General features: G+C 47.6%; 20 protein-coding genes. 19 read left to right on the forward strand and 1 reads right to left on the reverse strand.

All coding sequences use genetic code 11. From position 1 onward, the window contains the following. Nucleotides 1-109 precede the first annotated feature (109 nt). The 3 genes from udk (at nucleotide 110) to asmA (ending at nucleotide 3,281) form a co-directional block, all read left to right on the forward strand. Complete coding sequence (udk, locus tag DDA898_RS06585; RefSeq protein ID WP_038910618.1) at nucleotides 110-751, forward strand: uridine kinase; 642 nt, start codon at nucleotides 110-112, stop codon at nucleotides 749-751. A 101-nt stretch (nucleotides 752-852) separates the two neighbouring features. Next, nucleotides 853-1,434 carry a dCTP deaminase gene (dcd, locus tag DDA898_RS06590; protein ID WP_038900679.1) on the forward strand — a complete coding sequence of 194 codons (582 nt, stop codon included), beginning with the start codon at nucleotides 853-855 and terminating at the stop codon, nucleotides 1,432-1,434. Nucleotides 1,435-1,466: 32 nt separating this feature from the next. After that, on the forward strand, nucleotides 1,467-3,281 hold the full coding sequence (gene asmA / locus DDA898_RS06595; protein ID WP_038910620.1) for an outer membrane assembly protein AsmA: 1,815 nt from the start codon (nucleotides 1,467-1,469) through the stop codon (nucleotides 3,279-3,281). Between the two features lie 84 nt (nucleotides 3,282-3,365). Here the strand turns inward: asmA and DDA898_RS06600 are convergent, their stop codons facing one another. Next, nucleotides 3,366-4,955: a TerC family protein gene (locus DDA898_RS06600; protein WP_013317065.1), complete on the reverse strand. Its 1,590-nt coding sequence runs from the start codon at nucleotides 4,953-4,955 to the stop codon at nucleotides 3,366-3,368. A gap of 1,393 nt (nucleotides 4,956-6,348) precedes the next feature. On the opposite strand from DDA898_RS06600, the gene DDA898_RS06605 reads away from it, so the two are divergent. The 16 genes from DDA898_RS06605 to DDA898_RS06680 all read left to right on the forward strand — a co-directional run bounded on the left by DDA898_RS06605 (nucleotide 6,349) and on the right by DDA898_RS06680 (nucleotide 25,579). Beyond that, entirely contained in the window at nucleotides 6,349-7,485 is a 1,137-nt protein-coding gene (locus DDA898_RS06605) for a polysaccharide export protein (RefSeq protein WP_038900680.1), read from the forward strand. 19 nt (nucleotides 7,486-7,504) lie between these two features. Continuing rightward, nucleotides 7,505-7,939 carry an arsenate reductase/protein-tyrosine-phosphatase family protein gene (locus DDA898_RS06610; protein WP_038900681.1) on the forward strand — a complete coding sequence of 145 codons (435 nt, stop codon included), beginning with the start codon at nucleotides 7,505-7,507 and terminating at the stop codon, nucleotides 7,937-7,939. 16 nt (nucleotides 7,940-7,955) lie between these two features. After that, nucleotides 7,956-10,136: a tyrosine-protein kinase Wzc gene (gene wzc, locus DDA898_RS06615; RefSeq protein ID WP_038910621.1), complete on the forward strand. Its 2,181-nt coding sequence runs from the start codon at nucleotides 7,956-7,958 to the stop codon at nucleotides 10,134-10,136. Nucleotides 10,137-10,636: 500 nt separating this feature from the next. Then, entirely contained in the window at nucleotides 10,637-12,052 is a 1,416-nt protein-coding gene (gene wbaP, locus DDA898_RS06620; protein ID WP_038910622.1) for an undecaprenyl-phosphate galactose phosphotransferase WbaP, read from the forward strand. 215 nt (nucleotides 12,053-12,267) lie between these two features. Continuing rightward, nucleotides 12,268-13,179 (forward strand): glycosyltransferase family 2 protein, encoded by a 912-nt coding sequence (locus DDA898_RS06625; RefSeq protein WP_038900684.1) that lies wholly within the window; start codon nucleotides 12,268-12,270, stop codon nucleotides 13,177-13,179. Between the two features lie 93 nt (nucleotides 13,180-13,272). Further along, complete coding sequence (gene rffG / locus DDA898_RS06630; protein WP_038910623.1) at nucleotides 13,273-14,337, forward strand: dTDP-glucose 4,6-dehydratase; 1,065 nt, start codon at nucleotides 13,273-13,275, stop codon at nucleotides 14,335-14,337. Between the two features lie 25 nt (nucleotides 14,338-14,362). Next, nucleotides 14,363-15,232, forward strand: coding sequence for a glucose-1-phosphate thymidylyltransferase RfbA (rfbA, locus tag DDA898_RS06635; protein WP_038900685.1), 870 nt, complete (start codon nucleotides 14,363-14,365; stop codon nucleotides 15,230-15,232). Between the two features lies 1 nt (nucleotide 15,233). Then, nucleotides 15,234-15,770, forward strand: a complete 537-nt coding sequence (gene rfbC, locus DDA898_RS06640) for a dTDP-4-dehydrorhamnose 3,5-epimerase (RefSeq protein WP_038910624.1) — start codon at nucleotides 15,234-15,236, stop codon at nucleotides 15,768-15,770. Then, the gene (gene rfbD, locus DDA898_RS06645; RefSeq protein ID WP_038910625.1) at nucleotides 15,767-16,627 is read left to right on the forward strand and encodes a dTDP-4-dehydrorhamnose reductase; all 861 of its coding nucleotides are present in this window, start codon (nucleotides 15,767-15,769) and stop codon (nucleotides 16,625-16,627) included. The genes rfbC and rfbD overlap by 4 nt, the downstream gene beginning before the upstream one ends. A gap of 310 nt (nucleotides 16,628-16,937) precedes the next feature. Further along, entirely contained in the window at nucleotides 16,938-18,374 is a 1,437-nt protein-coding gene (locus tag DDA898_RS06650; protein WP_038900688.1) for an MOP flippase family protein, read from the forward strand. Nucleotides 18,375-18,381: 7 nt separating this feature from the next. Further along, nucleotides 18,382-19,248, forward strand: coding sequence for a glycosyltransferase family 2 protein (locus tag DDA898_RS06655; protein ID WP_050570213.1), 867 nt, complete (start codon nucleotides 18,382-18,384; stop codon nucleotides 19,246-19,248). An 84-nt stretch (nucleotides 19,249-19,332) separates the two neighbouring features. After that, nucleotides 19,333-20,205, forward strand: a complete 873-nt coding sequence (locus DDA898_RS06660) for a glycosyltransferase (protein WP_038910626.1) — start codon at nucleotides 19,333-19,335, stop codon at nucleotides 20,203-20,205. Between the two features lie 62 nt (nucleotides 20,206-20,267). After that, the gene (locus DDA898_RS06665) at nucleotides 20,268-21,062 is read left to right on the forward strand and encodes a glycosyltransferase family 2 protein (protein WP_050570214.1); all 795 of its coding nucleotides are present in this window, start codon (nucleotides 20,268-20,270) and stop codon (nucleotides 21,060-21,062) included. Nucleotides 21,063-21,261: 199 nt separating this feature from the next. Beyond that, nucleotides 21,262-22,818, forward strand: a complete 1,557-nt coding sequence (locus DDA898_RS23080; RefSeq protein ID WP_152490671.1) for a hypothetical protein — start codon at nucleotides 21,262-21,264, stop codon at nucleotides 22,816-22,818. A gap of 140 nt (nucleotides 22,819-22,958) precedes the next feature. Further along, on the forward strand, nucleotides 22,959-24,185 hold the full coding sequence (locus DDA898_RS06675; protein ID WP_038910629.1) for an O-antigen ligase family protein: 1,227 nt from the start codon (nucleotides 22,959-22,961) through the stop codon (nucleotides 24,183-24,185). A 386-nt stretch (nucleotides 24,186-24,571) separates the two neighbouring features. Continuing rightward, the gene (locus DDA898_RS06680; RefSeq protein ID WP_038910630.1) at nucleotides 24,572-25,579 is read left to right on the forward strand and encodes an NAD-dependent epimerase; all 1,008 of its coding nucleotides are present in this window, start codon (nucleotides 24,572-24,574) and stop codon (nucleotides 25,577-25,579) included. The last annotated feature ends 59 nt before the right edge of the window (nucleotides 25,580-25,638 follow it).

A 25,638-nucleotide genomic window follows, 5' to 3' on the forward strand; every position in this document is an offset into this window, starting at 1 on the left:
TCATGCATGCTGCTGATGGCTACCCTTCGGCGCAACCCGGCGCAAGCCGCGTCCGAACAGTCTGGTATGTCCCCCTCCTTATTTTTTTGTTAATCAGGTCTTTATTGCCATGACTGATAAGTCTCGCCACTGTGTCATCATCGGGATTGCCGGCGCGTCCGCATCCGGAAAAAGTCTTATTGCCAGCACCCTGTACCGCGAATTGCGCGATCAGGTGGGTGATGAACACATTGGCGTCATCCCGGAAGACAGCTACTACAAGGATCAATCCCACTTGACCATGGAAGAACGGGTCAAAACCAACTACGACCACCCCAGCGCGATGGATCACAGCCTGCTGCTGCAACACCTGCAGACGCTCAAGGCCGGCCAGTCGATTGAATTGCCGCAGTACAGCTATGTGCAGCACACCCGCTTACAGGAAACGGTGCATCTGGCGCCGAAGAAAGTGATTATTCTGGAAGGCATTCTGCTGTTGACCGATGCCCGGCTGCGTGAAGAAATGAATTTCTCCATTTTTGTCGATACCCCGCTGGATATCTGCCTGATGCGCCGTATGCGCCGTGATGTCAATGAACGCGGCCGTTCAATGGATTCCGTGATGGAGCAGTATAAGAAAACGGTGCGTCCGATGTTCCTGCAATTTATTGAACCATCCAAACAATATGCGGACATCATCGTGCCGCGCGGCGGCAAAAACCGCATCGCCATTGATATTCTGAAGGCGAAGATCAGCCAGTTCTTTGAGTAGGCTGTACGTTGAGAAAACCCTGAAGTAGGTGGAACCGGCATGGTATTTCCGGCGCTGCTGTGGCAGTTTGATCACCTGCGAGAGTCTGACTGGAGAAGATGATGAGACTGTGCGACCGTGACATTGAAACCTGGCTGGACGACGGCCGGCTGTCGATAACGCCGCGCCCCCCGATCGAACGGATTAACGGCGCCACGGTGGACGTGCGGCTGGGGAATCAGTTCCGGGTGTTTAGCGGTCACACCGCGCCGTTCATTGATCTGAGCGGGCCGAAGGACGAGGTCAGCGCCGCGCTGGATCGGGTGATGAGCGATGAAATCAATCTGGCGGAAGGCGATGCGTTTTTCCTTCATCCGGGCGAACTGGCGCTGGCGGTGACGCTGGAGTCGGTGACGCTGCCGGATAATCTGGTGGGCTGGCTGGACGGTCGTTCTTCGCTGGCGCGTCTGGGGCTGATGGTGCATGTGACCGCTCACCGCATCGATCCGGGATGGCAGGGGTGCATCGTGCTGGAGTTTTACAACTCGGGCAAACTGCCGCTGGCGCTGCGTCCCGGTATGATCATCGGCGCGCTGAGTTTCGAACCGCTCTCCGGTCCCGCCGCGCGTCCGTATAACCGACGCGAAGACGCGAAATACAAGGACCAGCAGGGCGCGGTGGCAAGCCGGATTGACAAAGACTAGCTGGGCCGGGAACGACAGCGAATGAGGATGGCATGAGAAGACTGTTTACCACGCTGGTGATTCTGCTGGTAGTGCTGGCGGCAGGCATGACGGCGCTGGTGGTGTTGATTAACCCGAACGATTTCCGGGCCTATATGGTGCGGCAGGTTGAGACGCGCACCGGCTACCGGTTGAATCTGGATGGCGATTTGCGCTGGCATGTCTGGCCGCAACTGAGCATTTTGTCCGGCAATCTGTCGGTGAGCGCGCCGGGCGCGGCCACACCGGTGATCAGCGCTGAGAATATGCGGCTGGACGTGAAGCTCTGGCCGCTGTTGTCGCATCAACTGGAAGTCAAACAGGTGATGCTCAAAGGCGCGGTGATTCGCCTGACGTCCGACAGTGAAGCGCGGGTGGCCGGTCCGGTGCCGATTGCGCCGGGTGGGACGTCATCGCCGGAGCCGGAAACCCCGTGGCGTTTTGATATCAATCGGGTTGAAGTGGCCGACAGCCTGCTGGTGTTTCAGCGCGGAAACGCGCCGGTTCTGAATGTCCGCGACATCAACCTGACGATGGAAAGCGACAGCGCCCGACAGGTGCGGGTGTCGCTCTCCAGCCGTTTCAACCGCGACCAGCGTGATTTGTCGTTCTCGCTTAACGCCATACTGGATATGCAGAACTACCCGCAGCAGATCGGCGCCGATGTCGGGAGCGTCAGTTATCAGTTGCAGGGCGCGGGGCTGCCGACGGAGGGCATCAGCGGTAAAGGGACGCTTCGCGGCAGTTATCAGCGTCAGCCGGAGAAACTGACTATCAGCCAGTTTGCCCTGAGCGCCAATAGCAGCCAACTGAATGGTTCGCTATCCACCACCTTCGGCGTCACGCCGGAGTATGTGCTGGATCTGCAATCGGAAAAACTGGATCTGGATGCGTTGCTGGGGCTGACGCACGCCGCCTCGTCCAGCGACGGCGGCGACAAAACGGTAATCGCCAAACCGGTGTTTTCGCATGATCAACCGCCGGAGCCTTATCAGGGGTTGCGCAACTCCATTGCCAGCGTGTCGGTGGCCGCCAATACGTTGGTTTACCACGGTATGACGGTCAACCAGTTTACCCTGAAAGGCGGCAATCAGCGCGGCAAGGTCAGGGTCACCGACTTCAGCGGTCAGGTGGGGGAAGGGCGCTTCTCATTGCCGGGTTCGATGGATGTGGGAGCGTCGCCGGCTATCACCATTCAGCCCACCCTGAAATCGATGGAGCTGTCGACGTTGCTGCCGCTGTTCGGCCTGCCTGACGGCTTGCAGGGCAAACTCAGCCTGCAAGGGCGGCTGAGCGGCGACGACCTGTCGCGGCAAGCGCTGCTGTCACAATGGCGCGGAACGGCGTCGGTGCAGTTCGACCAGTTGCGGCTGTCGGGGCTGAACGTTCAGCAGTTGATCCAGCAGGCGGCGGCGCGCAGCAACAGCGGCATCCAGACGCCGGACGACTACGCCCGCTACACCGACATTCGGCAGATGAGCGGCGACGCCACGCTCAACGCCGGCAAACTGGATTTGCAGTCATTGTCCGGGCAGTCCGAGGTGTTGACGGTGAGCGGCGTCGGTCAGTTCGACTTGCCCGCCCAGCGTTGCGACATCAATATGGATGTGCGCGTAACGCAAGGGTGGAAAGGGGATAGCCAACTGACGCAACTGTTGCAGGATACCGCTATTCCGTTCCGTCTGTACGGCGAGTTCGGCAACCTGAACTACCAGTTGCAGGTCGATCAGTTGCTGCGTAAGCGGCTACAGGACGAGATGAAAAAACGCCTGAATGACTGGGCCGAGAAAAATCAGCCGGCCTCCAAAACCCCGGCGACGGGCATGTGACGGACATCAGGTGTTTTCAGTGAAACAACAAAGGCGGCCGAGGCCGCCTTTGTTGTGCCCGCGTGCGGGTTGATGCGCTGTGGCTCACACCTCATAATCCGGCTGTGGATCGGGTTCCGGGATAATCAGGACCTTCACGATGCGGTGGCTTTCCACGGTCAGCACCCGGAACAGGGTATTGTCGATGCGCACCTCATCGCCCTCCTGCGGAATTTTCTGCGCATACTCCATCAGCAAGCCGGCCAGCGTATGATATTCGCGCTTTTCATTTAGCTGCAGCGGGATATACATCAGTAAATCCTCGACCGGCAGATAGCCGTTGGCGGTCAGGGTGCCGTCTTCGTTTTCCTGAATGTCATGGCGGGCGTCCAGCTCTTCCCCTTCCAGCGGCAGATTGCCGGCGATGGTTTCCATGACATCGCTCAGCGTGACAATCCCTTCGACCGAGCCGAATTCATCGGCCACAAAGGCAAAGTGCGTGTGTGCCTCACGGAACTGTTCCAGCGCGGACAGCAGCGACAATTGTTCCGGGAACACCAGCGGCTGGCGGATCAGCGCGCGCAGATTCAGCGCTTGCCCGTGCAACTGCTGACGCAGCAGATCGATCAGGTGCACCACGCCCAGCGGTTCGCTGGAAACGTGGCTGTCGAACATCACCAGCCGGGTGTGCTGATTTTTTTCCATCAGTTCGTGGAAGTCCGCCGGGTCGATGTTGACGTCCACGTGTTCGATATCGTGGCGGATGGTCATGATGCTGCTGACTGAACGCTGCGACATGCCGAGCACACGCTCGATCATGCGCTGCTCCTGCTGGTTGAATACCGGCTGGCCGATGCCGCCGGCGTTATCCGCCACCCGGTCGGCGGCCTGTTTGTCCAGCTCCGCTTCTTCGTGCTCGCCGCGCAGCAAGCGCAATACCGCTTCCGCCGTACGCTGGCGTAACGGGGTCGACGAAGAGAGAAAACGTCGACGGTTGAACTGCGCCAGTTGGTTGAGCATCTCGATCATGACTGAGAAACCAATGGCAGCGTAGAGGTAACCTTTTGGAACCGGGTAGCCGAAAGCATCCGCCACCAGACTGAAGCCGATCATCAGCAGGAAGCTCAGGCACAGGATCACAATGGTCGGGTGGGCGTTGACGAAACGCGTCAGGGGCTTGCTGGCCAGCAGCATCAGGCCGATGGCGATGGTGACCGCCGCCATCATCACCGGCAGGTGCTCGGTCATACCGACCGCGGTAATCACCGAATCCAGCGAGAACACGGCGTCCAGCACCACAATCTGTGCGACCACCGGCCAGAAACGCGCGCCCTTGCGTTGGGTTTGCTGCGCCTGGTCTTTGCCTTCCAGCCGTTCATTCAGCTCCATTGTGGCTTTGAACAGCAGGAACAGGCCGCCTACCAGCATAATCAGGTCACGCGCGCTGAACGGGTGTCCGTAAACGGTAAACAACGGGTGGGTCAACGAGACCAGCCAGGAGATGGACGACAGCAGTACAAATCGCATCAGCAAGGCCAGCAATAACCCGACGACCCGCGCCCGATCCCGAGATTTTTCCGGTAGCTTCTCCGCCAGAATGGCGATAAAGACCAGGTTGTCGATACCCAATACCAGTTCCAGCACCACCAGCGTGGCCAGACCGGCCCAAATTGTTGGATCAGCGATCCATTCCATAGGCTGAATTCACCTTTTTCTTTATCAGGTTGGTATGCGCATAGCGTATCAGGCGTTGCGTCGCTCAACCATAACGCGACCGATCGTGATTGACTGATATCAAATTGCGGGGTGCCGGCACCCGCCTTTTCTGTGTGAGTGAGATCACAAGATTTTCAGCAAGATGGAAAACATTACAGTACGTTTTGAGAAATCCAAAAACCATCGAATGGGTTAAAAAGTGACCTATTTCATTAAGGCGATGCATTATATGCCAAATCAGCGTGTCGCGCGGGAAATTAGCCCATCCTCTGGCTATTTAATAAGCTCATTAATGCGTTAACAAAATTATTATATGAAAATGAAATATTTATTAAGATGTCTCTGATATATATAACTGTTTGTTTATTAATGATAAAAATATCTTTGCTCATAAGAGAAACTGCATGGAATGTTAGTATTTTTCCGAAAAAAAACACCAGGAAGATATTTGTCTTGTTATAAGCAAATATTTTTTACTACTCTCCGGTGTGGCGATATTGACACATCTTTAAAAATATTTAATTCGAAACTTTAGTGTCATTAATGTTTTTGCAAGCCATTTTTACGAGTCAGTTATGACGAGTCACAGCAATAGCTGGGCGAGTCTGAAACGAAAACGGGACAGCGAGTTGGTAGCTACGAGCCAAGGGCGGTAGCGTACCTGATGCGATTCACCCGACAGCCGCAAGCGGCGTTTCAGACCCAGCCCTCCAGGACGTTGAAACCGTTCAGCCACCGGCATTCAGGCCTTCCGCCTGTTGTTTGCCGATGGGCGAAGACGGAAACGATGTCAACGGATCCACCGTGAATTCCTGACGTGTGGGCTATCTGCTACTCACTTGACTGAAAGGCGATGCAAAGGATGTTAAACCCGACACTGACGTTCAGACCGCTGGCACGACCCGCGGCATTCCCCCTGACCGGCGCTTCGCCTGCGCCCGCGTCGCCTTTTTTTATCCGCAGCAACGATTTTGCTCACAGCAACGGCAATATAACCGCGCAGCCTGACGAAACGGGTCGCCATCAACCGGCCTGCGCTGACGCCATTCCCCTTTTCCAAATCAAAACGCATGCCTATGGCTCGCGACGGCCTGGTCTTGTCTCCATCCGGACGGCAAGCGGCAAATCGCGTTCCTGTCGGAGGCTTATCACCTGAAACGACGCTTTACTTATTGTCAGTTTGAATATTTAAACGATGGTGAAGGTGATTTTGGTTATAAGTCTTTAGATTTTTGGGGCGGGGTGAAAACCTTTTCAAGAAAATCATTAGGGATCAATGCATTGCGGAACGCTATCGGATCGTCCCATGCGTTATCGATCGGGCTGTACCGCTCTTTGTTTCTCACTTTACTAAAAAGCGATGGCATAAAGGATGTTAAAACCAACACTGAAAGTTATACCGCTGATGTTGTCGGCGACATTCCTGGCTGGCTGTACGCTGGTGCCAGGTACGCACCTTTCTACCAGTGGAAAAGAGGTCGTAGAACAACCGGATGATGATTTCAACATCAATAAGCTGGTCAATATTTACCCTGTCACCCCGTTGCTGATAGAGAAAATGCGCCTGCGACCGGCGATTGCCCAGAGTAACCCTTCGCTGGATGCGGAACTGAAACGTTACGAATACCGTATCGGCATCGGCGACGTCTTGATGGTTACCGTCTGGGATCACCCGGAATTGACCACGCCGGCGGGGACTTACCGCACCGCTGCTGACACCGGTAACTGGGTTCACTCGGACGGCACTATTTTTTACCCCTACATCGGCAAGTTGCGCGTTGTAGATAAAACCCTGACCGAGGTTCGCGAGGAAATCATGCGCCGTCTGGCGCAGTACATCGAATCGCCACAGGTGGAAGTGAGCATTGCCGCGTTCCGCTCGCAAAAAGCCTATGTGACCGGGGAAGTGGTGCGTTCGGGTCAGCAACCTATCTCCAACGTGCCGCTGACCATTCTGGATGCGATCAACAATGCCGGCGGGCTGAGCGAGTTTGCCGACTGGCGCAATCTGGTGCTGACGCATAACGGGAAAGATGAACGAATTTCCCTGCAGGCGCTGATGCAGAACGGCGATTTGTCCCAGAACCGCCTGTTGTACCCCGGCGACATCCTGTTCGTGCCGCGTAACGATGACCTGAAAGTGTTCGTGATGGGGGAAGTGAACAAACAGTCCACCCTCAAAATGGACCGCAGCGGCATGACGCTGACCGAGGCGCTGGGCAACGCGCAAGGGATGAACCAGATGGTGGCCGACGCCACCGGCGTGTTTGTTATCCGTCCGCTGCGCGGTACGCAAGGGCCGAAGCTGGCCAACATTTATCAGCTCAACACCAAAGACGCCACCGCGTTGGTGATGGGCTCCGAATTCCCGCTACAACCGTATGACGTGGTGTATGTCACCTCGGCGCCGGTAGCGCGCTGGAACCGCCTGATTTCGCAACTGGTGCCGACCATCAGCGGGTTTAACGACCTGAGCGAAGGCAGCCTGCGCGTTCGTACCTGGCCGTAGCCGTAGGGGGGACGTGTCGATGTTCAACAGTATTCTTGTTATTTGCGAGGGCAATATCTGTCGCTCACCGACCGGCGAACGCCTGTTACAGCAGGCATTGCCGGGGAAAAAGGTGACATCCGCCGGCTGGCGGGCGATGGACGGAAAACCTGCCGATGAAACGGCCTGCCTGGTGGCCGCCGAACATGGTCTGTCGCTGGACGGGCATGTCGCGCGCCAGTTGACCGGATCGCTGTGCCGGCATTACGACCTGATTCTGGTGATGGAAAAGGCGCACATCGATGCCGTGTGCCGTTTCTCACCGGAAGTGCGCGGGAAAACGCTGCTGTTCGGGCACTGGCTTAACCAGCAGGAGATTACCGACCCGTACCGCAAGAGCCGGGAAGCCTTTGAGTTTGTGTATACCCAACTTGAACAATCTGCCCATAAGTGGGCGCAGGCGCTGAGCCGTTAACCAGTCAGGGATTACGATGTCAGAGAGAATTGCCGTGAAAAAATCTGAGGTGGACAAGGCGGATGAAGTTGACCTGGGGCGTTTACTGGGAACCGTACTGGATAACCGCTGGTTGATTATTAGCATTATTACTATTTTCACTATGCTGGGTATTCTTTATACGCTGCTGGCGACGCCGATTTACCAGTCAGATGCGCTGGTGCAAGTGGAACAGAATTCCAGTGACAATCTGCTTAAAGATATATCCAGTGTATTGCCGGATGCCAAGCCGGACTCCTCCGCAGAGATCGAACTGATCCAATCGCGTATGGTGATTGGTAAAACTGTAGATGAGTTGGCATTAGATATTGAAGTCAAGGAGAAGTTTTTTCCCGTGGTTGGCAAAGGGGTAGCACGGTTGGTTGGTAAGAAACCTGGTCGAATCTTGATACCTCGCCTGTCGGTGCCAGCGTCGCAGTTGGATGAACCAATGAAGCTGGAAATATTGGGAAACGGCGCTTACCGTCTCGATATCAAAGATGAAGGAGCGTTTGACGGTAAGGTGGGGCAACTGGCGAGCCATAATGGCGTTGAACTATTGGTGAGCGATGTCGACGCTGTGCCGGGCACGGTATTCACTGTGACGAAAAAGGGTGAGCGGAGCGCGATTGACAATGTGCTCGATAGTTTAACCGTGGCGGATAAAGGCAAAGACACCGGGATATTGGTTTTGACCCTGACTGGGGAAGACCCAGTTCTGATCAATAAAATCCTCAATAGTATCAGCCAGAACTATCTGGAACAGAACGTGAACCGCAAGTCTGAAGAGGCAGGAAAAAGTCTGGAATTTTTGCAACGACAACTGCCGGTCGTGCGGGCGTCTCTGGAAGAGTCTGAGGATAAACTCAATAAATTTCGTCAGCAAAATGATTCAGTAGATCTCTCTATGGAGGCAAAATCTGTGCTGGACACCATGGTGGATGTGGAGTCCCAGCTCAATCAACTGACTTTTCGTGAAGCCGAGATCTCCAAGCTGTATACCCGCGAGCACCCTGCTTACCGGGCATTGCTGGAAAAGCGGGTTACGCTGGAAAAGGAGCGTAACAACCTGAACAAGCGCGTAAGCGGCATGCCCAAAACCCAGCAGGAAATTTTGCGGTTGACGCGGGATGTGAGTGTTGGACAGGAAGTGTATGTCCAGTTGATGAATAAACAGCAGGAATTAAGTATTAACAAGGCCAGTACCGTCGGTAATGTACGCATCATTGACCTGGCCGAGGTACAGATAAAACCAGTGAAGCCGAAGAAAATACTGGTGATCCTGCTGGCTGTGCTCCTGGGCGGTGTGGTTGCGGTTGGATTCGTGCTGCTGAAGTCCCTGTTGCATCGCGGTATCGAAAGCCCGGAACAGCTGGAAGAACTGGGGATTAACGTGTACGCCAGCGTACCGCTGTCGGAATGGCAGCAGAAGAAAGACCGGGAGTTTGCCGGCAAGAACCGTAAACGCAATACCCGCTCCGATTCCCTGCTGGCGGTGGGCAACCCGGCCGATCTGGCGATCGAGGCGATCCGCAGCCTGCGTACCAGTCTGCACTTTGCGATGATGGAAGCGAAAAACAATGTGCTGATGATTTCCGGTGCCAGTCCGGGGATCGGCAAGTCCTTTATCAGTGCCAACCTGGGCGCGGTGGTAGCCCAGGCCGGGCAACGGGTGCTGATTGTTGACTGCGATATGCGCAAAGGTTATGCCCATCATATGTTGGGTGTTACAGCAGATAACGGGTTGTCGGATATTCTTTCCGGACAAATTGAGGCTGAAAAAGCAACGCGCAGCACTGCTGTGACCAATATGTTCTTTATTCCTCGTGGGCAAATCCCCCCCAACCCTTCGGAGTTGTTGATGCACAAGAACTTTGTCGCGTTTGTGGAATGGGCTGCTCAGAGTTTTGATATCGTGTTGCTGGATACGCCGCCGATTCTGGCGGTAACCGACGCGGCGATTATCGGCCGACAGGCGGGAACATCGCTGCTGGTGGCGAGATTTGAAACGAACACGCCGAAAGAGGTGGAAATCAGTATCCGACGCTTTGAGCAAAATGGCACGCCGATCAAGGGAGTGATTCTGAATGCGGTAATTCGCCGTGCCCTGAGCTACTACAGCTATGGTTATGATTCATACCAATATTCTTATGATTCAGATAAAAAGAAGAGCGTATGACCTGAGTACTCATTATTCGAGTTCGGGGGTATCCGGAGAAAAAAGTTAAAGAATGGGATTGCTGATTAATTTTTTTCGGCCTGAACGTGTTTCCCGACGAATAACGCCGATGGGGTGGTTTCTCCGCACTGGCCGAGTCTAAACCGGTTGTACCAATTACACTTATTGAGGTGGGGTCTTAGTATTATTGCCTGGAGCAAACTAAATAAGTTTTTAGTAAGATATTTTTTAAATTACAGTTAGTTCTAATTTATATCTCTCAATTCGTTAAATGTATTTATTTCTGGCGATCGGACGATTTTTGCCGCAATACTGAGAGTAGACGATGCAGTACCTTGCCATAAGCGAGATTCAAACATTAAGTGCATTAAATTATTTGTTCTGAGTCAACATCATATCTATCTAATAGAGCGGTATTTTCTTATGCTTTGGGCATGAAAAAATACTTATTCTATTTGGCAGGTTTATAGCTGTGTTATCAATGATTGATAGGGGGAGAAATGATTTTCTTCGCGAGAAACTTCTGGAGCAGTGTATTGCTGGTGCTATCTGATCTGGCGAGCTTTATACTGTCTCTCTATTTAGCTATAGGTGTATTGAGCCGCGCAGATCTGCGCATTCCAGATAACCAGGCTGAGGGGTGGATAGCATTACACTGGCTGTTGGCATTTTGCTGTGTGGGTTGGTTCTGTGTACGATTGCAGCATTACTCTTATCGTAAGACCTTCCTGATAGAACTTAAGGAAACTCTGCGCACGTTGATCATCTTTGCGATGATTGAAATAGTGGTGGTAGCGTTTGCCGGGTGGTATTTCCCACGATACTTGTTGTTAACCTGGGTGTTTGTGCTGATTCTGGTTCCGGTAACGAGGGCAGTCGCAAAACGGGTACTGAACAAACTGGGTTTCTGGCAGCTTGATGCCATTATTGTTGGTAGCGGCCAAAATGCACGGGAAGCCTTTAAGGCGATTAAGAACGAACGTAACCTTGGGTTACGCGTCATCGGGTTTATTTCCAGTGACGTGGAAGATAAACAAGGAGACACCATTGAAGGCATACCAGTGATGTTATATGACGTTACATGGTTGCAACGCCAGGTGAACAAAGAAACGCGGTTTATTGTCGCCGTGGAATCGCCTCAGAGTGATATTCGTAATGCCTGGTTACGGGAGTTTATGATCAACGGCTACCGCTATGTTTCAGTAATCCCCACTCTGCGGGGCATGCCGCTGTACAGTACCGACATGTCGTTTATCTTCAGCCATGAAATGATGATCTTCCGCGTGCATCAGAATCAGGTTGAATGGTCTTCTCGTGTATTGAAGCGTGCGTTTGATATCTTCGGCTCCCTCGTCATTATTATTCTGCTCTCGCCTTTATTAGCCTATATCCGCTACAAGGTGAGACAGGATGGAGGTCCGGCACTCTATGGTCATGAGCGTATTGGTAAAGGCGGGAGACCCTTTCGGTGCCTGAAATTCCGCTCTATGGTCATCAATTCCAAAGAGGTACTCGCTGAACTGTTGGCAAGCGATCCAGAAGCTCGCGCTGAATGGGATGCCACCTTTAAACTGAAAAACGACCCACGCATTACCCGAATCGGTCATTTTCTGCGTAAAACCAGTCTTGATGAATTACCTCAACTGTTTAACGTACTGAAAGGTGAGATGAGCCTGGTGGGGCCACGTCCAATTATTGCCGCGGAACTGGAACGTTATTCTGACGAGGTGGATTACTATTTGCTGAGCAAGCCGGGTATGACTGGTCTGTGGCAGGTAAGTGGTCGCAGCGATGTAGATTATGCGACCCGTGTTTATCTGGATGCCTGGTACGTGAAGAACTGGTCCATGTGGAATGATGTCGCCATCCTGTTTAAAACTGTTGGTGTTGTGCTGAAAAAAGATGGCGCGTATTAATTAAGGATGAATGAGAGAGTTGTAAAAATAGTATTTTAATAATTAGTGTGCTATATCGGCCTGCTATTCTAAATAAAAATAAATAAATTTATTCGCAGCGAAATCATACAAGGCTTTTTTAGCTTTGTTGCTACTTTTACTGAAAATATAACGGCAGAATAATAAATGTTTTCTTGCCGCTGATATCAAGTGCAGTTAATCAAACGGAAATATGTATGCGACATTTTTTGTCAATACCAACCTACAATGGAAATGCTATCTGGAAGGCATCGGTAGAGAATATCAAAAAATATGGCGGTGATAATCTGTATGTACAAGTCATCGATTCCAGCAGTAAGGATGATACAGTTGAGGTAGCGAAGCGTGCCGGGTTTGAGGTGGAGATTATTGATAGCAACGATTTCAATCATGGCGGCACCCGCAATCTGGCGTTGGAGAAGCATATCGATAATTATGATATCGCCGTATTCCTAACTCAGGATGCTATCCCTGAGTCTGGTTTTATCGAAAAAATTGTTGCCGCTTTTGAGGACCCGAGCATCGCTTGTGCGTATGGCAGGCAACTGCCACACCACGATGCCAACCCTATCGCCCGTCATGCTCGTTACTTTAATTATCCGGATCGTGGTCATGTGTGCGGTATGGAAGACGCACCACGGCTTGGTATTAAAACTGTGTTTATGTCCAATTCGTTTTCGGCTTACCGGGTTTCAGTGTTTAAAAAATTAGGCGGTTTTCCGTCAGATACCATCCTTTGCGAAGATATGTATTTTACCGCTAAAGCGGTGCTGGCTGGTTATAAAGTGGCATATGTGGCTGATGCAGCGGTGAGGCATTCCCATAATTACAGCCCAATGGAAGAGTTCAGGCGTTATTTTGATATCGGCGTTTTTCACGCGGATGAACCCTGGATTAGGGAGAAGGTAGGAGGAGCCGGCGGAGAAGGACTAAAATTTATCTTTTCAGAACTGCGTTACCTGTTAACACATGGTATCCGATATATTCCTGTTGCCTTGTTGAATAATTTTATGAAGATTACGGGTTATAAACTTGGTCAAAAGTATGGCAAGTTGCCTAAATCAGTGATTCAGGTTTGCAGTATGCATAAGCGATTTTGGCGAGACTAAGCGACGGCTGGATGTCAACATTATCGTTTGGGGATGTTTAAGACGGTTATGAGTAAATCCATATCTTAATTTTTTTTTGAAAGGTCACTATTCATGAATATTCTGGTAACGGGTGGGGCTGGGTTCATTGGTTCGGCCGTGGTGCGTCATATCATTCAGCATACTCAGGACCGGGTAATGGTGGTGGATTGCCTGACTTATGCCGGTAATCTGGCGTCGTTGAAAGAGGTGGCATCCGACCCCCGCTTTTTGTTTGAGAAAGTCAACATCTGTGACCGGGCTGGGCTGGATCGGGTGTTTGCGACCTTTCAGCCGGATGCGGTAATGCATCTGGCGGCGGAAAGCCATGTCGATCGTTCCATCGACGGCCCCTCCGCTTTCATTGAAACCAATATCACCGGGACTTACACCCTGCTGGAGGCGGCGCGGCAGTACTGGTCGGCGCTGCCGGAGGCGAGCAGGGCGGCATTCCGCTTCCATCATATCTCGACGGATGAAGTGTACGGCGACCTACACGGCACCGACGATCTGTTTACGGAAACCACGCCTTACGCGCCGAGCAGTCCGTACTCTGCCTCCAAGGCCGCCAGCGATCATCTGGTGCGTGCCTGGCTGCGGACTTACGGTCTGCCGACGCTGGTGACCAACTGCTCCAACAACTACGGCCCGTATCATTTCCCGGAAAAGTTGATTCCGCTGATGATTCTCAACGCGCTGGACGGCAAACCGCTGCCGGTTTACGGCCAGGGCAACCAGATCCGCGACTGGCTATACGTCGAAGATCATGCCCGGGCGCTCTACACCGTCGTGACCACCGGCGAGGTCGGGGAAACCTACAACATTGGCGGGCATAACGAACGGAAAAACATTGAGGTGGTGAAAACCATCTGCGCCTTACTGGATGAACTGCGGCCGGAGAAGCCGGCAGGCATCCGCCACTATGACGAGCTGATCACCCATGTGACCGATCGTCCGGGGCACGATCTGCGTTATGCGATCGACGCGTCGAAAATCTACCGTGAACTGGGCTGGAAACCGCAGGAAACCTTCGAATCCGGCATCCGCAAAACGGTGGAATGGTATCTGGCGAACGAGGCCTGGTGGCGCAGCGTTAAGGATGGCTCCTATACCGGTGAACGCTTAGGTTTAACCCTTTAATCGTATTTTTGTTAAGGAAAGTTCAATGAAAGGCATTGTACTGGCAGGCGGTTCAGGAACGCGACTCTATCCGATTACCCGCGGGGTATCGAAGCAGCTGTTGCCTATTTACGACAAACCGATGATCTATTATCCGATTTCGGTACTGATGCTGGCCGGGATCCGGGACATTCTGATTATCTCGACCCCGGATGATCTGCCCGCCTATCGTCGGCTGTTGGGCAACGGTAGCCGCTTTGGCGTGAATCTCTTTTACGCCGAGCAGCCTTCGCCGGACGGTCTGGCGCAGGCGTTTCTGATCGGCGAAACCTTTATCAGCGGCGATCAGTGCGCGCTGGTGCTGGGCGACAACATCTTCTTCGGCCAGAGCTTCGGTAAGAAGCTGGAGAACGTGGCCGCCCGCACCGAAGGCGCCACCGTTTTCGGTTATCAGGTGATGGACCCCGAGCGTTTTGGCGTGGTGGAGTTCGACGACAACAATCAGGCGATTTCACTGGAGGAAAAGCCCAGTAAACCGAAATCCAACTGGGCGGTGACCGGGCTGTATTTCTACGACCGTCACGTGGTGGAAATGGCCAAGCAGGTTAAACCCTCGGCGCGCGGCGAACTGGAAATCACCACGCTCAATGAGATGTATCTGCAGCAGGGCAACCTGAATGTGGAAGTGCTGGGGCGCGGCTTTGCCTGGCTGGACACCGGCACCCACGACAGCCTGCTGGAGGCTTCCCAGTTCATCAGCACCATTGAGAAGCGTCAGGGCTTCAAGGTCGCCTGTCTGGAGGAAATCGCCTTCCGCAAAGGCTGGCTGACCCGTGAACAGGTGGCGGATGAAGCCCGCTACCTTGGAAAAACCCACTACGGCCAGTATCTGGTCCAGCTACTGGCAGGGATGTGATATGCAAGTTCATGATACCGCCATTCAGGGCGTCAAAATCATCCAACCCAAGGTCTTCGGCGATGCCAGAGGCTTTTTTCTGGAAACGTTCGAGAAAAATCGTTATCAGGAAATGTTGGATATCGACCTGGACTTTGTGCAGGACAACCATTCCCGCTCGGCTAAAGGGGTGTTGCGCGGGCTGCATTTTCAAACGCTCAATCCGCAAGGGAAACTGGTGCGCGTGGTGCGCGGCGAGGTGTTTGACGTCGTGGTGGATATTCGCCCGGATTCCCCGAGCTACGGCCTCTGGGAAGGCGTTGTGCTGTCGGAAGAGAACAAGACCCAGTTCTGGATCCCGCCCGGTCTGGCGCACGGCTTTGTGGTGCTCTCCGAACTGGCGGATTTCGAATACAAGTGCACCGATTACTACAACCCGGCTCACGAAGGTTGCCTGTTATGGAACGATGCGGATATCGCTATCGACTGGCCGATAGCCTCCCCGCTGTTGTCGGAAAAGGATAAGAAGGGCAAAGCCTTTAAGGAGTTATGGGCATGAAAGTCTTGTTAACCGGCGCTAACGGTCAGTTGGGCCGCTGCTTTCAGGATCGGCTGCCTGAGGGTTGGGAAGTATGGACGACAGATTCGGACGAACTGGATATTACTAATCGGGAACAGGTGCTAACGGCGATAGCAGCGTATCCGCCGGATGTTATCGTCAATGCGGCAGCCTACACGGCGGTGGACAAAGCAGAAAGCGAACCGGAACAGGCCGTTCTGGTGAATAAAGCTGGCCCGGAAAATCTGGCGCTGGCGGCTAAATTGGTTGGTGCCCGGTTGGTGCATGTCTCGACAGACTACGTATTTGACGGCAAGGCGACCGTTCCATATGTCGAGACCGATCCGACCAATCCGTTGGGCGTATACGGCCAGACCAAACTGGATGGTGAACGTGCGGTGATGGCCGTGATGCCGGAGTCTATTATCATTCGTACTGCGTGGGTATTTAGTGAGTATGGTAATAATTTTGTGAGAACCATGCTGCGGTTAGGGAAGGAGCGTGAAATGCTGAGTGTTGTAGCAGATCAGCGTGGCTGTCCGACCTATGCCGGTGATATTGCTCAAGCCATTATTGATTTGCTGACGCAGAATGCCGCAGGTGCAGGCGGCATCTACCATTTCTGTGGCGATAAAGAAGTAGCCTGGAATGAGTTTTCCGAAGCTATCTTTGCAAAAGCCGTTGAGCTGAAAAAACTGGAAAAGGCTCCTGTGGTGCATGCTATTACAACGGTTCAATATCCTACTCCAGCGAAAAGACCTGCGTATTCGAGTTTAAATTGCAAGAAAATAAAGGCACTAGGTATTGAGTCATCGGACTGGCAAAGTGCTCTCGCGGATATATTGATAAAACTATAACCTAAAATAATTCGAGTTGCAGGACAACACGTTAGTGTTGAATAACGCAACGCGTTGGCCCGTTAGGGCAAGGCTCATCATGAGCCTTGTAACGCGGCAAACGAGTGACAAATTCGTTGGGAACGAATTAATTTGACCAGCCAACGGCTGGCCTCCGGTGAGAGACAGGATGTCTCTCATTTAATCCCTGGGAGCTTACATCAGTAAGTGACTGGGGTGAATGGGGGCAGCCAACACAGCTGCAACTTGAAGTATGAAGGGTATAAAAGATAGGGCCTGTTGGCCCTACTTATCTCAATGTTGAGGTGCTATGGGGCTATTATCTAACACTAAATGGGTTGCACTTTCCCAGGGATTTAAAGTTGCAGTTCAGTTGTTGAATATTGTCGTTTTGGCCAGACTTATTCCTCCGGGAGAATATGGATTGATGGCTATGGCAATAGTGGTAACGAACTTTGCGGCTTTGGTTAGAGATTTGGGAACGTCGGCAGCGATTATTCAGAGACAAGACCTCGAAGAAAAAACAATCAACGCCATTTTCTGGCTTAATGTGGCAATGGGCATGGCTATTGCCGTGATAATTATCATTTCTTCACCAGTTATTTCATATTTATTCCATGAGTCCAGGCTAATTTTCGTTTTATGTCTGTTGTCAATCAGCTTTCCACTGGCCAGCACCTCCTCCGCTCATTTGGCGCTGTTGGAAAAGCGGTCGCGGTTTAGGGAGATCGCGTTTATCGAAATATCCTCATCAGCGACAGCAGTGACGATAGCGATTATCCTCGCTTATATGAACTGGGGCGTATATAGCCTGGTTATGCAGGCGATTATTATGGCGTTGATGTCGACAATACAGTTGTGGTTGAAATCAAACTGGCGACCCAAAACGAATAAATTATTTGACTGGCAGGAAATAAAAAGTTTGCTGGGTTTTAGTGGGAATTTAACGCTGTTTAATTTCATCAACTATTTTTCCCGTAATGCCGACAGCATGATCATTGGTCACTATTTATCATCCGCAGTATTAGGGGCCTATTCTTTGGCGTACAGGATTATGTTATTTCCTGTTCAGAATATGACATTTGTAGCCTCGCGAGCACTGTTCCCTATATTTAGTGAGTATCAAGAAGATAATCATAGGCTAAAGGAGTCTTATTATAAGACATTACAGCTTATTTTATTAATCGCTTTACCCTTAATGGCTGGCCTGGCTGTTTTGAGTGTGCCATTTGTCGAACTTGTTTTCGGGGAAAAATGGCATTTAACGGCTTCAATTCTAACCTGGCTTGCACCGACAGGAATTATACAGGCGGTATTAAGTACGTCTGGAACCGTTTTCATGGCGAAGGGCAGAACTGATGTGCTTATGAAGTTAGGCATTTTGGGGATGATTCTTCAGGTTTCTGCTTTTGTTGTGGGGGTTAATTTTGGCATCGTGAATTTTGCCAAATTCTATTTTATCGCCAATGTACTTAATTTTATCCCTGTGATGTGGAGTGTTATGCACATGATGGGGGGGAGACTTTCTGATTTTTTCAAAAAAATATACAAACTGATTATTTCCACGTTGTTGATGGTTGCTTTTATTAAATTAATCCTTTTGAATGTGCCTTATTTTTATGTTGTTGATAGTTTTATAAAGTTAATCATCATTAGTTTTTTGGGGGGCATCCTATATATTTTCTCTGTGTTTGTTATAAATAAGGAGATTTCAAGTTTATTTAAATTTTATTTGAAAATGAAATGAGGTGGGTATGAATAAAAGGAAGATATATTATAATAAGAAAATATCAATTCTTGTTGTTTTATATAATAAAGAGCTAAATGAGTCAAAAACACTAAATTCACTATTGCAATGTAAGTCTTCTTCTGCTGTCTCGCTAAAAATTTTGAATAATGGTCCTCGGGAGATAAAGGCCGAAGGAGAGGTATTTCAAGTTTTAACTTCTTCATTTAAAGACGTAATGCTTGAGTCCCGTCTTGAGAATGCTCCTTTAAGTAAACTTTATAATGAGTTTATCAATAGTAATCTAGATTCTGATTATTTTATTATTCTTGATGATGACTCTCGTCTGGATGAGGATTTTATTCTTAATATCTATAAAACAGATGCTGACATTATTATCCCCAGGATATTAAGTGTTGATGATGGGAATTTTTATTATCCAACTCAAAATGGTGTCGTAGTAGAGCATGACGGATGGGTTGATTTATCTTCTCTTATGTCCATTTCTTCAGGGCTAACGATCAGTAAGAAATTGGTTTTTGCCATGCTATCACATTACCCTGATGTATTTGATGAGCGTTTTTCTTTGTATGGGGTAGATACTTCTTTTTTTTTGAGATTGAGAGGAATAATCAAATCTGACTCTTATTTATTATTGGCGAAGTGTGTTTCTCTAATCTATCACTCCCTGTCGAGAATACAGAAAGAAAATATTTCGCAATTTAGGGTTGTAGAGAGATTATATGACTTTGCAATAACTGCAAGGCATTATCCTGAATATATTGGGCGTTTCTGGTTGTTCAAAAGGATCGTGAAGTACTCCATTCTTATGGAATTTAAATATGCATGGATTCTATTTCGATATTACGTTAAAGGGCGGCATCCAAAGTGTTGAAGTATATGATGGATGTGGATGAAGTTTGTTGGGCTTTATTTTTATAAGCTGAATGAATATATAAGTTGATGTAAGGGCTATACGATGATAGAGAATAATCCAAAAGTCAGTATATATATCACTACTTGCAACCGATTGGATAAGCTGAAAAGAGCGGTAATGTCCGTTCAAAAACAAGATTATTCTAACATTGAGATTCTCATTTGTGACGATGCATCTACGGATGGAACAGAAAAATTTGTCGATAGTTTGATTTTTGAAGATGCACGGATTAAATATTTCAGAAATGATGAAAATAAAGGTGCCTGTGCAACAAGAAATATTGGAATATTTAATGCCACAGGTGAATTTATTACTGGTCTTGATGATGATGATGAATTTACCCCTGATCGGCTCTCTTTTTTTATAGATAAATGGGATGATAAATATTCTTTTATTTGCGCAAACTTTGAAAATAAGTATCAGGATAGTATGACACTAAATTATAGGTTAAAAAAAGAAAAAGAATTTCATTATTCTGACTTGCTATTTGCTAATGAAGCATCTAATCAAGTTTTTACCAGAACTGAAAAACTGCGGGAGATAGGTGGATTTGATGTATCTGTTAAAAGATTACAAGATTGGGATACATGGCTGAGGTTATCTCATGCATTTGGACCATTTATCCGTTTTCCTGAATCAAAATACATCATGCATCATGACCATGTGCAAAGTGAAAGTCGAGTGTCAAGGAGCTATTCTTTTGTAGATGCCTTAAATGACATGGCCCAAAGAAATAAAAAAATATATGGTTATAAAGAAAGAAGGATATTAAATATGATAATATTAACAATCAACGGAAATTTAAAATTAAAACATTTCGTCCAATGGTTTTTTTTTGGATGGGAATCCATTGAAAGTATTAAGGATGGTTTATCTTTATTCAAAGATGAAGGTTATATAATATATTTCTTATAATTTAATTTCGTTTTTTGTGTTAGAGTGAATTTAATATGATTCCTGTTTTTTTAGGAGGGTAAATGTTAACTGATAAATCATCTATTTTTTCTGTTATTGTTACGTACTATCCAAAGATTGATAATGTTATCGATCTTATTACTGAACTGAAAAATCAAGAAGTAACTCCGATTGTTGTTGACAATGGTTCTTTAAATGAAGATGAATTCGCTACATTATCGAATTTATGCAAAGTTCTTCGTCTTGATAATAATGTAGGGATCGCGAAAGCACAGAATATAGGAATATTATATGTGAAAGAAAAGGGAGGGGAGGGGATCTTATTCTTTGATCAGGATAGTAAGATAAATAATTCATTCGTGAATGAAATTATGTGTGACTATAATCTTGTCTGCAGTGAAGTAGGACAGGGGAAACTAGCAGCAATCGGTCCTGTATTTACAGATTCGAGATATGGTTTTTTCTATAAAGTTATTAAAGTAAGTAAGTTGGGCTTTAGAAAAAAGATTAGTCCAGAGGGTTTTAGTAAACCTTTTGAAGTTTCTCTGATAATTTCATCCGGCTCGTTATTACCTGTATCAGTACTGGATGATGTTGGACTCATGAATGAGGATTTATTTATTGATTATGTCGATACTGAATGGTGTTTAAGAGCAATATCAAAAGGATATAAGGTATATGTGGCGACGTCAGCGAAAATGTCGCATGCGATTGGCGATAAAATGGTTAAGTTTTTAGTGTTTAATATTCCCGTTCATTCTCCTATTAGAAGATACTATAGAATAAGAAATGCTTTTTTGTTTTCTGATATGCCTCATGTGCCTTTTTTTTCTAAGAGTAAGAGAGAATATTTTTAATATTATACATCAGATAATATTAATTGCTTCACAAAGGAAGTTATCGTATTTTTCTGTAATGACTAAAGCTATTCATGATGGTTTGACTTTTTCAAAAAAAAACACCATATAAATTCTTAAAATGAGTTTTTGCTAGAGTGACATTTTCTATTCTGGGAGCTTAGCCCTATTTTTTATAAATGTTTTTAGGAGAATCAGAATGGAAAGAAGAGAGCTGGCAAAGAAAATATTATATGCGGTAGGGGGGACTTTAGCTGGGGTAACAGTATTAGAATCCCAGGCCGATGAACTTAAAACTCAACATGTAGATCATATAGATATTGCATCTCTTTATCGCTCTAATAATACATTGCACGATACAGTAAATATACTCCAATTCGGCACAATGGAAGATGCAAGTTCAGCTTTTTATCAGGCATTATTATTCATAAATAAACGTGGGGGAGGGAATCTATTAGTTCCCAATGGGAATTATTCATTTAATAAGCGCGTGGAAATAAGGATAGGTTGTAAAATATCCATATATACGTCTTCGAATGCAATTATGACTATGCATTCAGATGAAGATATGTTTAGTATTGTTGGTTCTGAGAATGCGGCTTTTCGTATATTTGGTAATGGCGAGTTTATATACTCAGGGCCAAGATCTGATCATGCTTCTTGCATTCGATTTACTTCATTAAACCATGATGGAGTATATGCGAGTAGTTCGTTCGAATGTAATGGTAGATTAAGGTTTAGAAAAGGAAAGAACGAATGGAAATATGCCCTCCATCTAACGGATGTTCGTGATGTTGTCTTGGTTGGTCCACAATTTGATGGGCTAAACTTACCTGAAAGAATGAGTGAGCAAATTGGAGTTTATGTTCAAACAAAAAACAGCGCGTCGGTTTCATGGGTTATTAATGATCTACAATTTAATGATATGAATACTGCATTTCATATAGAATCAAACACAGTTCCGGGTGCTGAAGGGTTTAAGTTTTTTAATTGTGATATGGTCGGGGTTAAGTGTGGTATACGTTTTAAAAATAATGCTAAATATTACCCTCCACAGTTAGAGATTGTTGGGTGCCATATGAATGGATATGGAAGCCTTATTGATATTGATAGAGCTTTAAGTATCCATATCGTTGGTGGTTTATTTTATAGAAAGGGTATCTCAGAAGGCGCGTTCTTAGAGTTTGATAGTGTGCAGGATGTTTCTATCGTTGGTGCCAGTTTCTGTTTAACTGGTAAAGAAACCGATGTTCCGTGCATCATTATAAAATCAACTGATGGTATTTCAGGCTTTTTCCGTATTTCTGATTGTCACTTTTGGGCTAACAAAAGAAAAAAACCATTTTTGAAAATATTAGGGAAAATCAATACGCTTTTGCTTTCAAATTCTAGCAAAGACTCATCCGGTAAATGGATAGATACTTCTGAGATGTCTTCTTTTAAAGATAATATCTATATAGATACAAATACAATTTCATTATCTGAGGTTGATAAAGGTGACATGTGGGGCGGGGGTGTTGACTGCTCAATGGGGATCGTTGACCTTCGCAATGCCTTGCCAGGAATTGTCTATTTAAAAAATGTTACCACATTAAAAAAGATCATTGGTGGAAGAATAAACTCTACCTATATTCTGCGTTCAGATTCGGTTATTGAGTTGCAATATGGTGTAAATATAACTAATGGATCTGAGGTTGGGAAAGGGAAAAAAACAATTAGTGTGATATTTGATGGTGAAAATTATACTGTAATCTGAACCTTTATAGTTTATATAAATTTTGCTTTTTTATTTTGTGGTTTCTAATAATGTGGGTCTAAATTTATTAATTGATTCGATTTCTCCTTGGGTTTTTTCTTTTATGAAAATTCACTAAGCAATGAAGATAAAAGGGCAAGATGAAAATGACAGATCTCTCTCAGCGTAATGCACAGGTATTAATATTAAAATTCTTCCTTTCAATATGTGTTTTATTGCCAACGGGGAGTGTTTGGGGAGTGAATGTCAAATTCTTATTTCTTTTTTTATTGTTAGGCACGACCTTATTGGGGAAAGGAAAAGGTATTGTAAAAATTGTGATAGGGTTATTACCTCCAGTGGTATTAATATTAATTTTTAGTTTGATCACTGAATTTAATGGTAGATATACTTTAGTATCTCTTGATCAAACCAAAGATTTGCTGGTGTTCTTTCTCATGGTGACGTTGGGGTATGCTTTAGTTGCGCCGGAGAAAAGATATGAGGTTATAGTTAAAACAATCGTAAGATGTTTAGTTTTACTTGGGGTAGCTAAGATATTGATTCTTCTTTATGCAGTTCTCACTGGGAGAGGGGCGTCATTTGTAGTACAAGGGATTTCGGCTTTTTTTAATACGTCTTTAATGACAATGGAATCAGATGATGTTGTTGTTAGTCGAATAAATTTCATGTCTGATTATTTGATTCCGACTGTTTTGTATTTATCGTTACGTGAGGTACTAATTAAAAAGACTTTATGGAAAGAGTGGGGTGTGATTTTTATTCTTTTTTCTTCTCTAATTATTAGTATGTCCAGGTTTTTATGGGCGGCAGGGTTTCTTTGTCTTCTCTTGGCTTTGATATCTAACTATAAGAAATACAAAAGTTTTTTAATTATTTGCGGAATGGTTTCTTTGGCTGTTTTTTTACTGTCGCTTCCTTCTGTACAAGATTTGATTGAATTTAGATTTTTATCTAAAGGGGTTACTGAGTCAGACCTGACGAGAACTCTTCAGTATAATGGAATTGTCAAGCATTTTATAGAGTACCCCCTTCTAGGGAACGGAATCGGTTATTATATTCCAGATCTTATAAGGAGTCATTTGTCGTTGTATTCATATGAGCTTCAGATTCCGGCTCTTTATATGCAAATGGGAATTGTTGGGGCTTCGTCAATAATTCTGATTGTGCTCATAATCTTGTTTTCTCAGATGAAAGGATTGTCATTAAATTTGTCAATTTCTTATGTTGTCCTGGTGGCGTTGTGGTTGTCCGGAGGATTTTTTAACCCTGTGATTATATCCTCAACCGGGGGCGTGTCTTTTTTGTTGATATATTCAATACCAAGTGGTTTTAAATATCGTAGTGAAGAAGAAGTGGGTGTTTAATTTAATTATATGGCAAAAGCGTTAACTTGATAAAATCTTTCTTTTTAAAGATACGTTTTAAGGTAGTTATTATCGAAGTGCCTGAGATCGATGGCATGGTGTTTTTAAATATATCCAAAATTTCTAATCCTTATTATTCTTGTTGAGGTTGATGGAGTGAAATAATTGTTTTCCCGATGTCATTATGAATATCTAAATGAGACTGATGACGTGGCGTATCTGATTTTAAGGAGGGAAACGACAACGGCAAAAAGCCTGAATGCAAAGTGATAGCCAGAACAATTATCGGGATTGAATGCAGGCCCATTCCAATCCATTCGGGTGCCTAACCCTACAGATGAGTGTTATCATGGCACCTATTCGTATCACATTGAATGAGTCATTGTATGAAGTTCCTTGTTACCGGCGCGGCCGGCTTTATCGGCTTCTATGCCTGTCAGTCACTCTGCGCCGCCGGCCATACGGTGGTGGGGATCGACAACCTCAACAGCTATTACGAGGTATCGCTCAAGGAAGCGCGTCTGGCGAAACTGCGCGCGCTGCCCGGTTTCCATTTCGAGCGGATAGATATTGCGGATAGCCAGGCGATGGCGGCGTTGTTCGCGGCGGAAAAATTCGAGCGCGTTATCCACCTCGCCGCGCAGGCCGGGGTGCGTTATTCGCTGGAAAACCCGATGGTGTATGCACAAAGCAATCTGATCGGGCATCTGAATGTGCTGGAAGGCTGCCGTCATAACGGCGTCGGTCACCTGATTTACGCCTCTTCCAGCTCGGTGTACGGGCTGAACAGCAAAACGCCGTTCGCCACCGCCGATTCGACCGATCACCCGATCTCGCTGTACGCCGCGACCAAGAAATCCAATGAACTGATGGCGCACTCCTATTCGCATCTGTATGACCTGCCGACCACCGGTTTGCGCTTTTTCACGGTGTATGGACCGTGGGGGCGTCCGGACATGGCGCTGTTCAAGTTCACCCGCCGGATTCTGGCTGGCGAACCGATCGATATCTACAATCAGGGTGATATGTGGCGTGATTTCACCTATGTCACCGACATTGTGGAAGGCATGCTGCGCATGGTGGATCAGATTCCGGGGCGCGACGCCGGCTGGACGGTGGAAGGCGGCTCGCCGGCCACCAGTTCCGCGCCGTACCAGCTCTACAATATCGGTCACGGCAGCCCGGTGCGGCTGATGGATTTCGTGACCGCGCTGGAGTCGGCGCTGGGGCGGGAAGCAGTAAAAAACTTCATGCCGATGCAGGCCGGCGACGTTTATCAGACCTATGCCGATACCAGCGACCTGTTCGCTGTGACAGGCTATCGACCGCAGGTAGGGGTGGAAAAAGGGGTACAGGCCTTCGTGGACTGGTACCGGGATTTCTATCAGGCCTGAGCGAAATAAAGAGAAATTTATACCCAAAATAATTCGAGTTGCAGGAAAGCCAACGCACC

The organism is Dickeya dadantii NCPPB 898, from assembly GCF_000406145.1.
GTDB classification, from domain to species: Bacteria; Pseudomonadota; Gammaproteobacteria; order Enterobacterales; family Enterobacteriaceae; genus Dickeya; species Dickeya dadantii.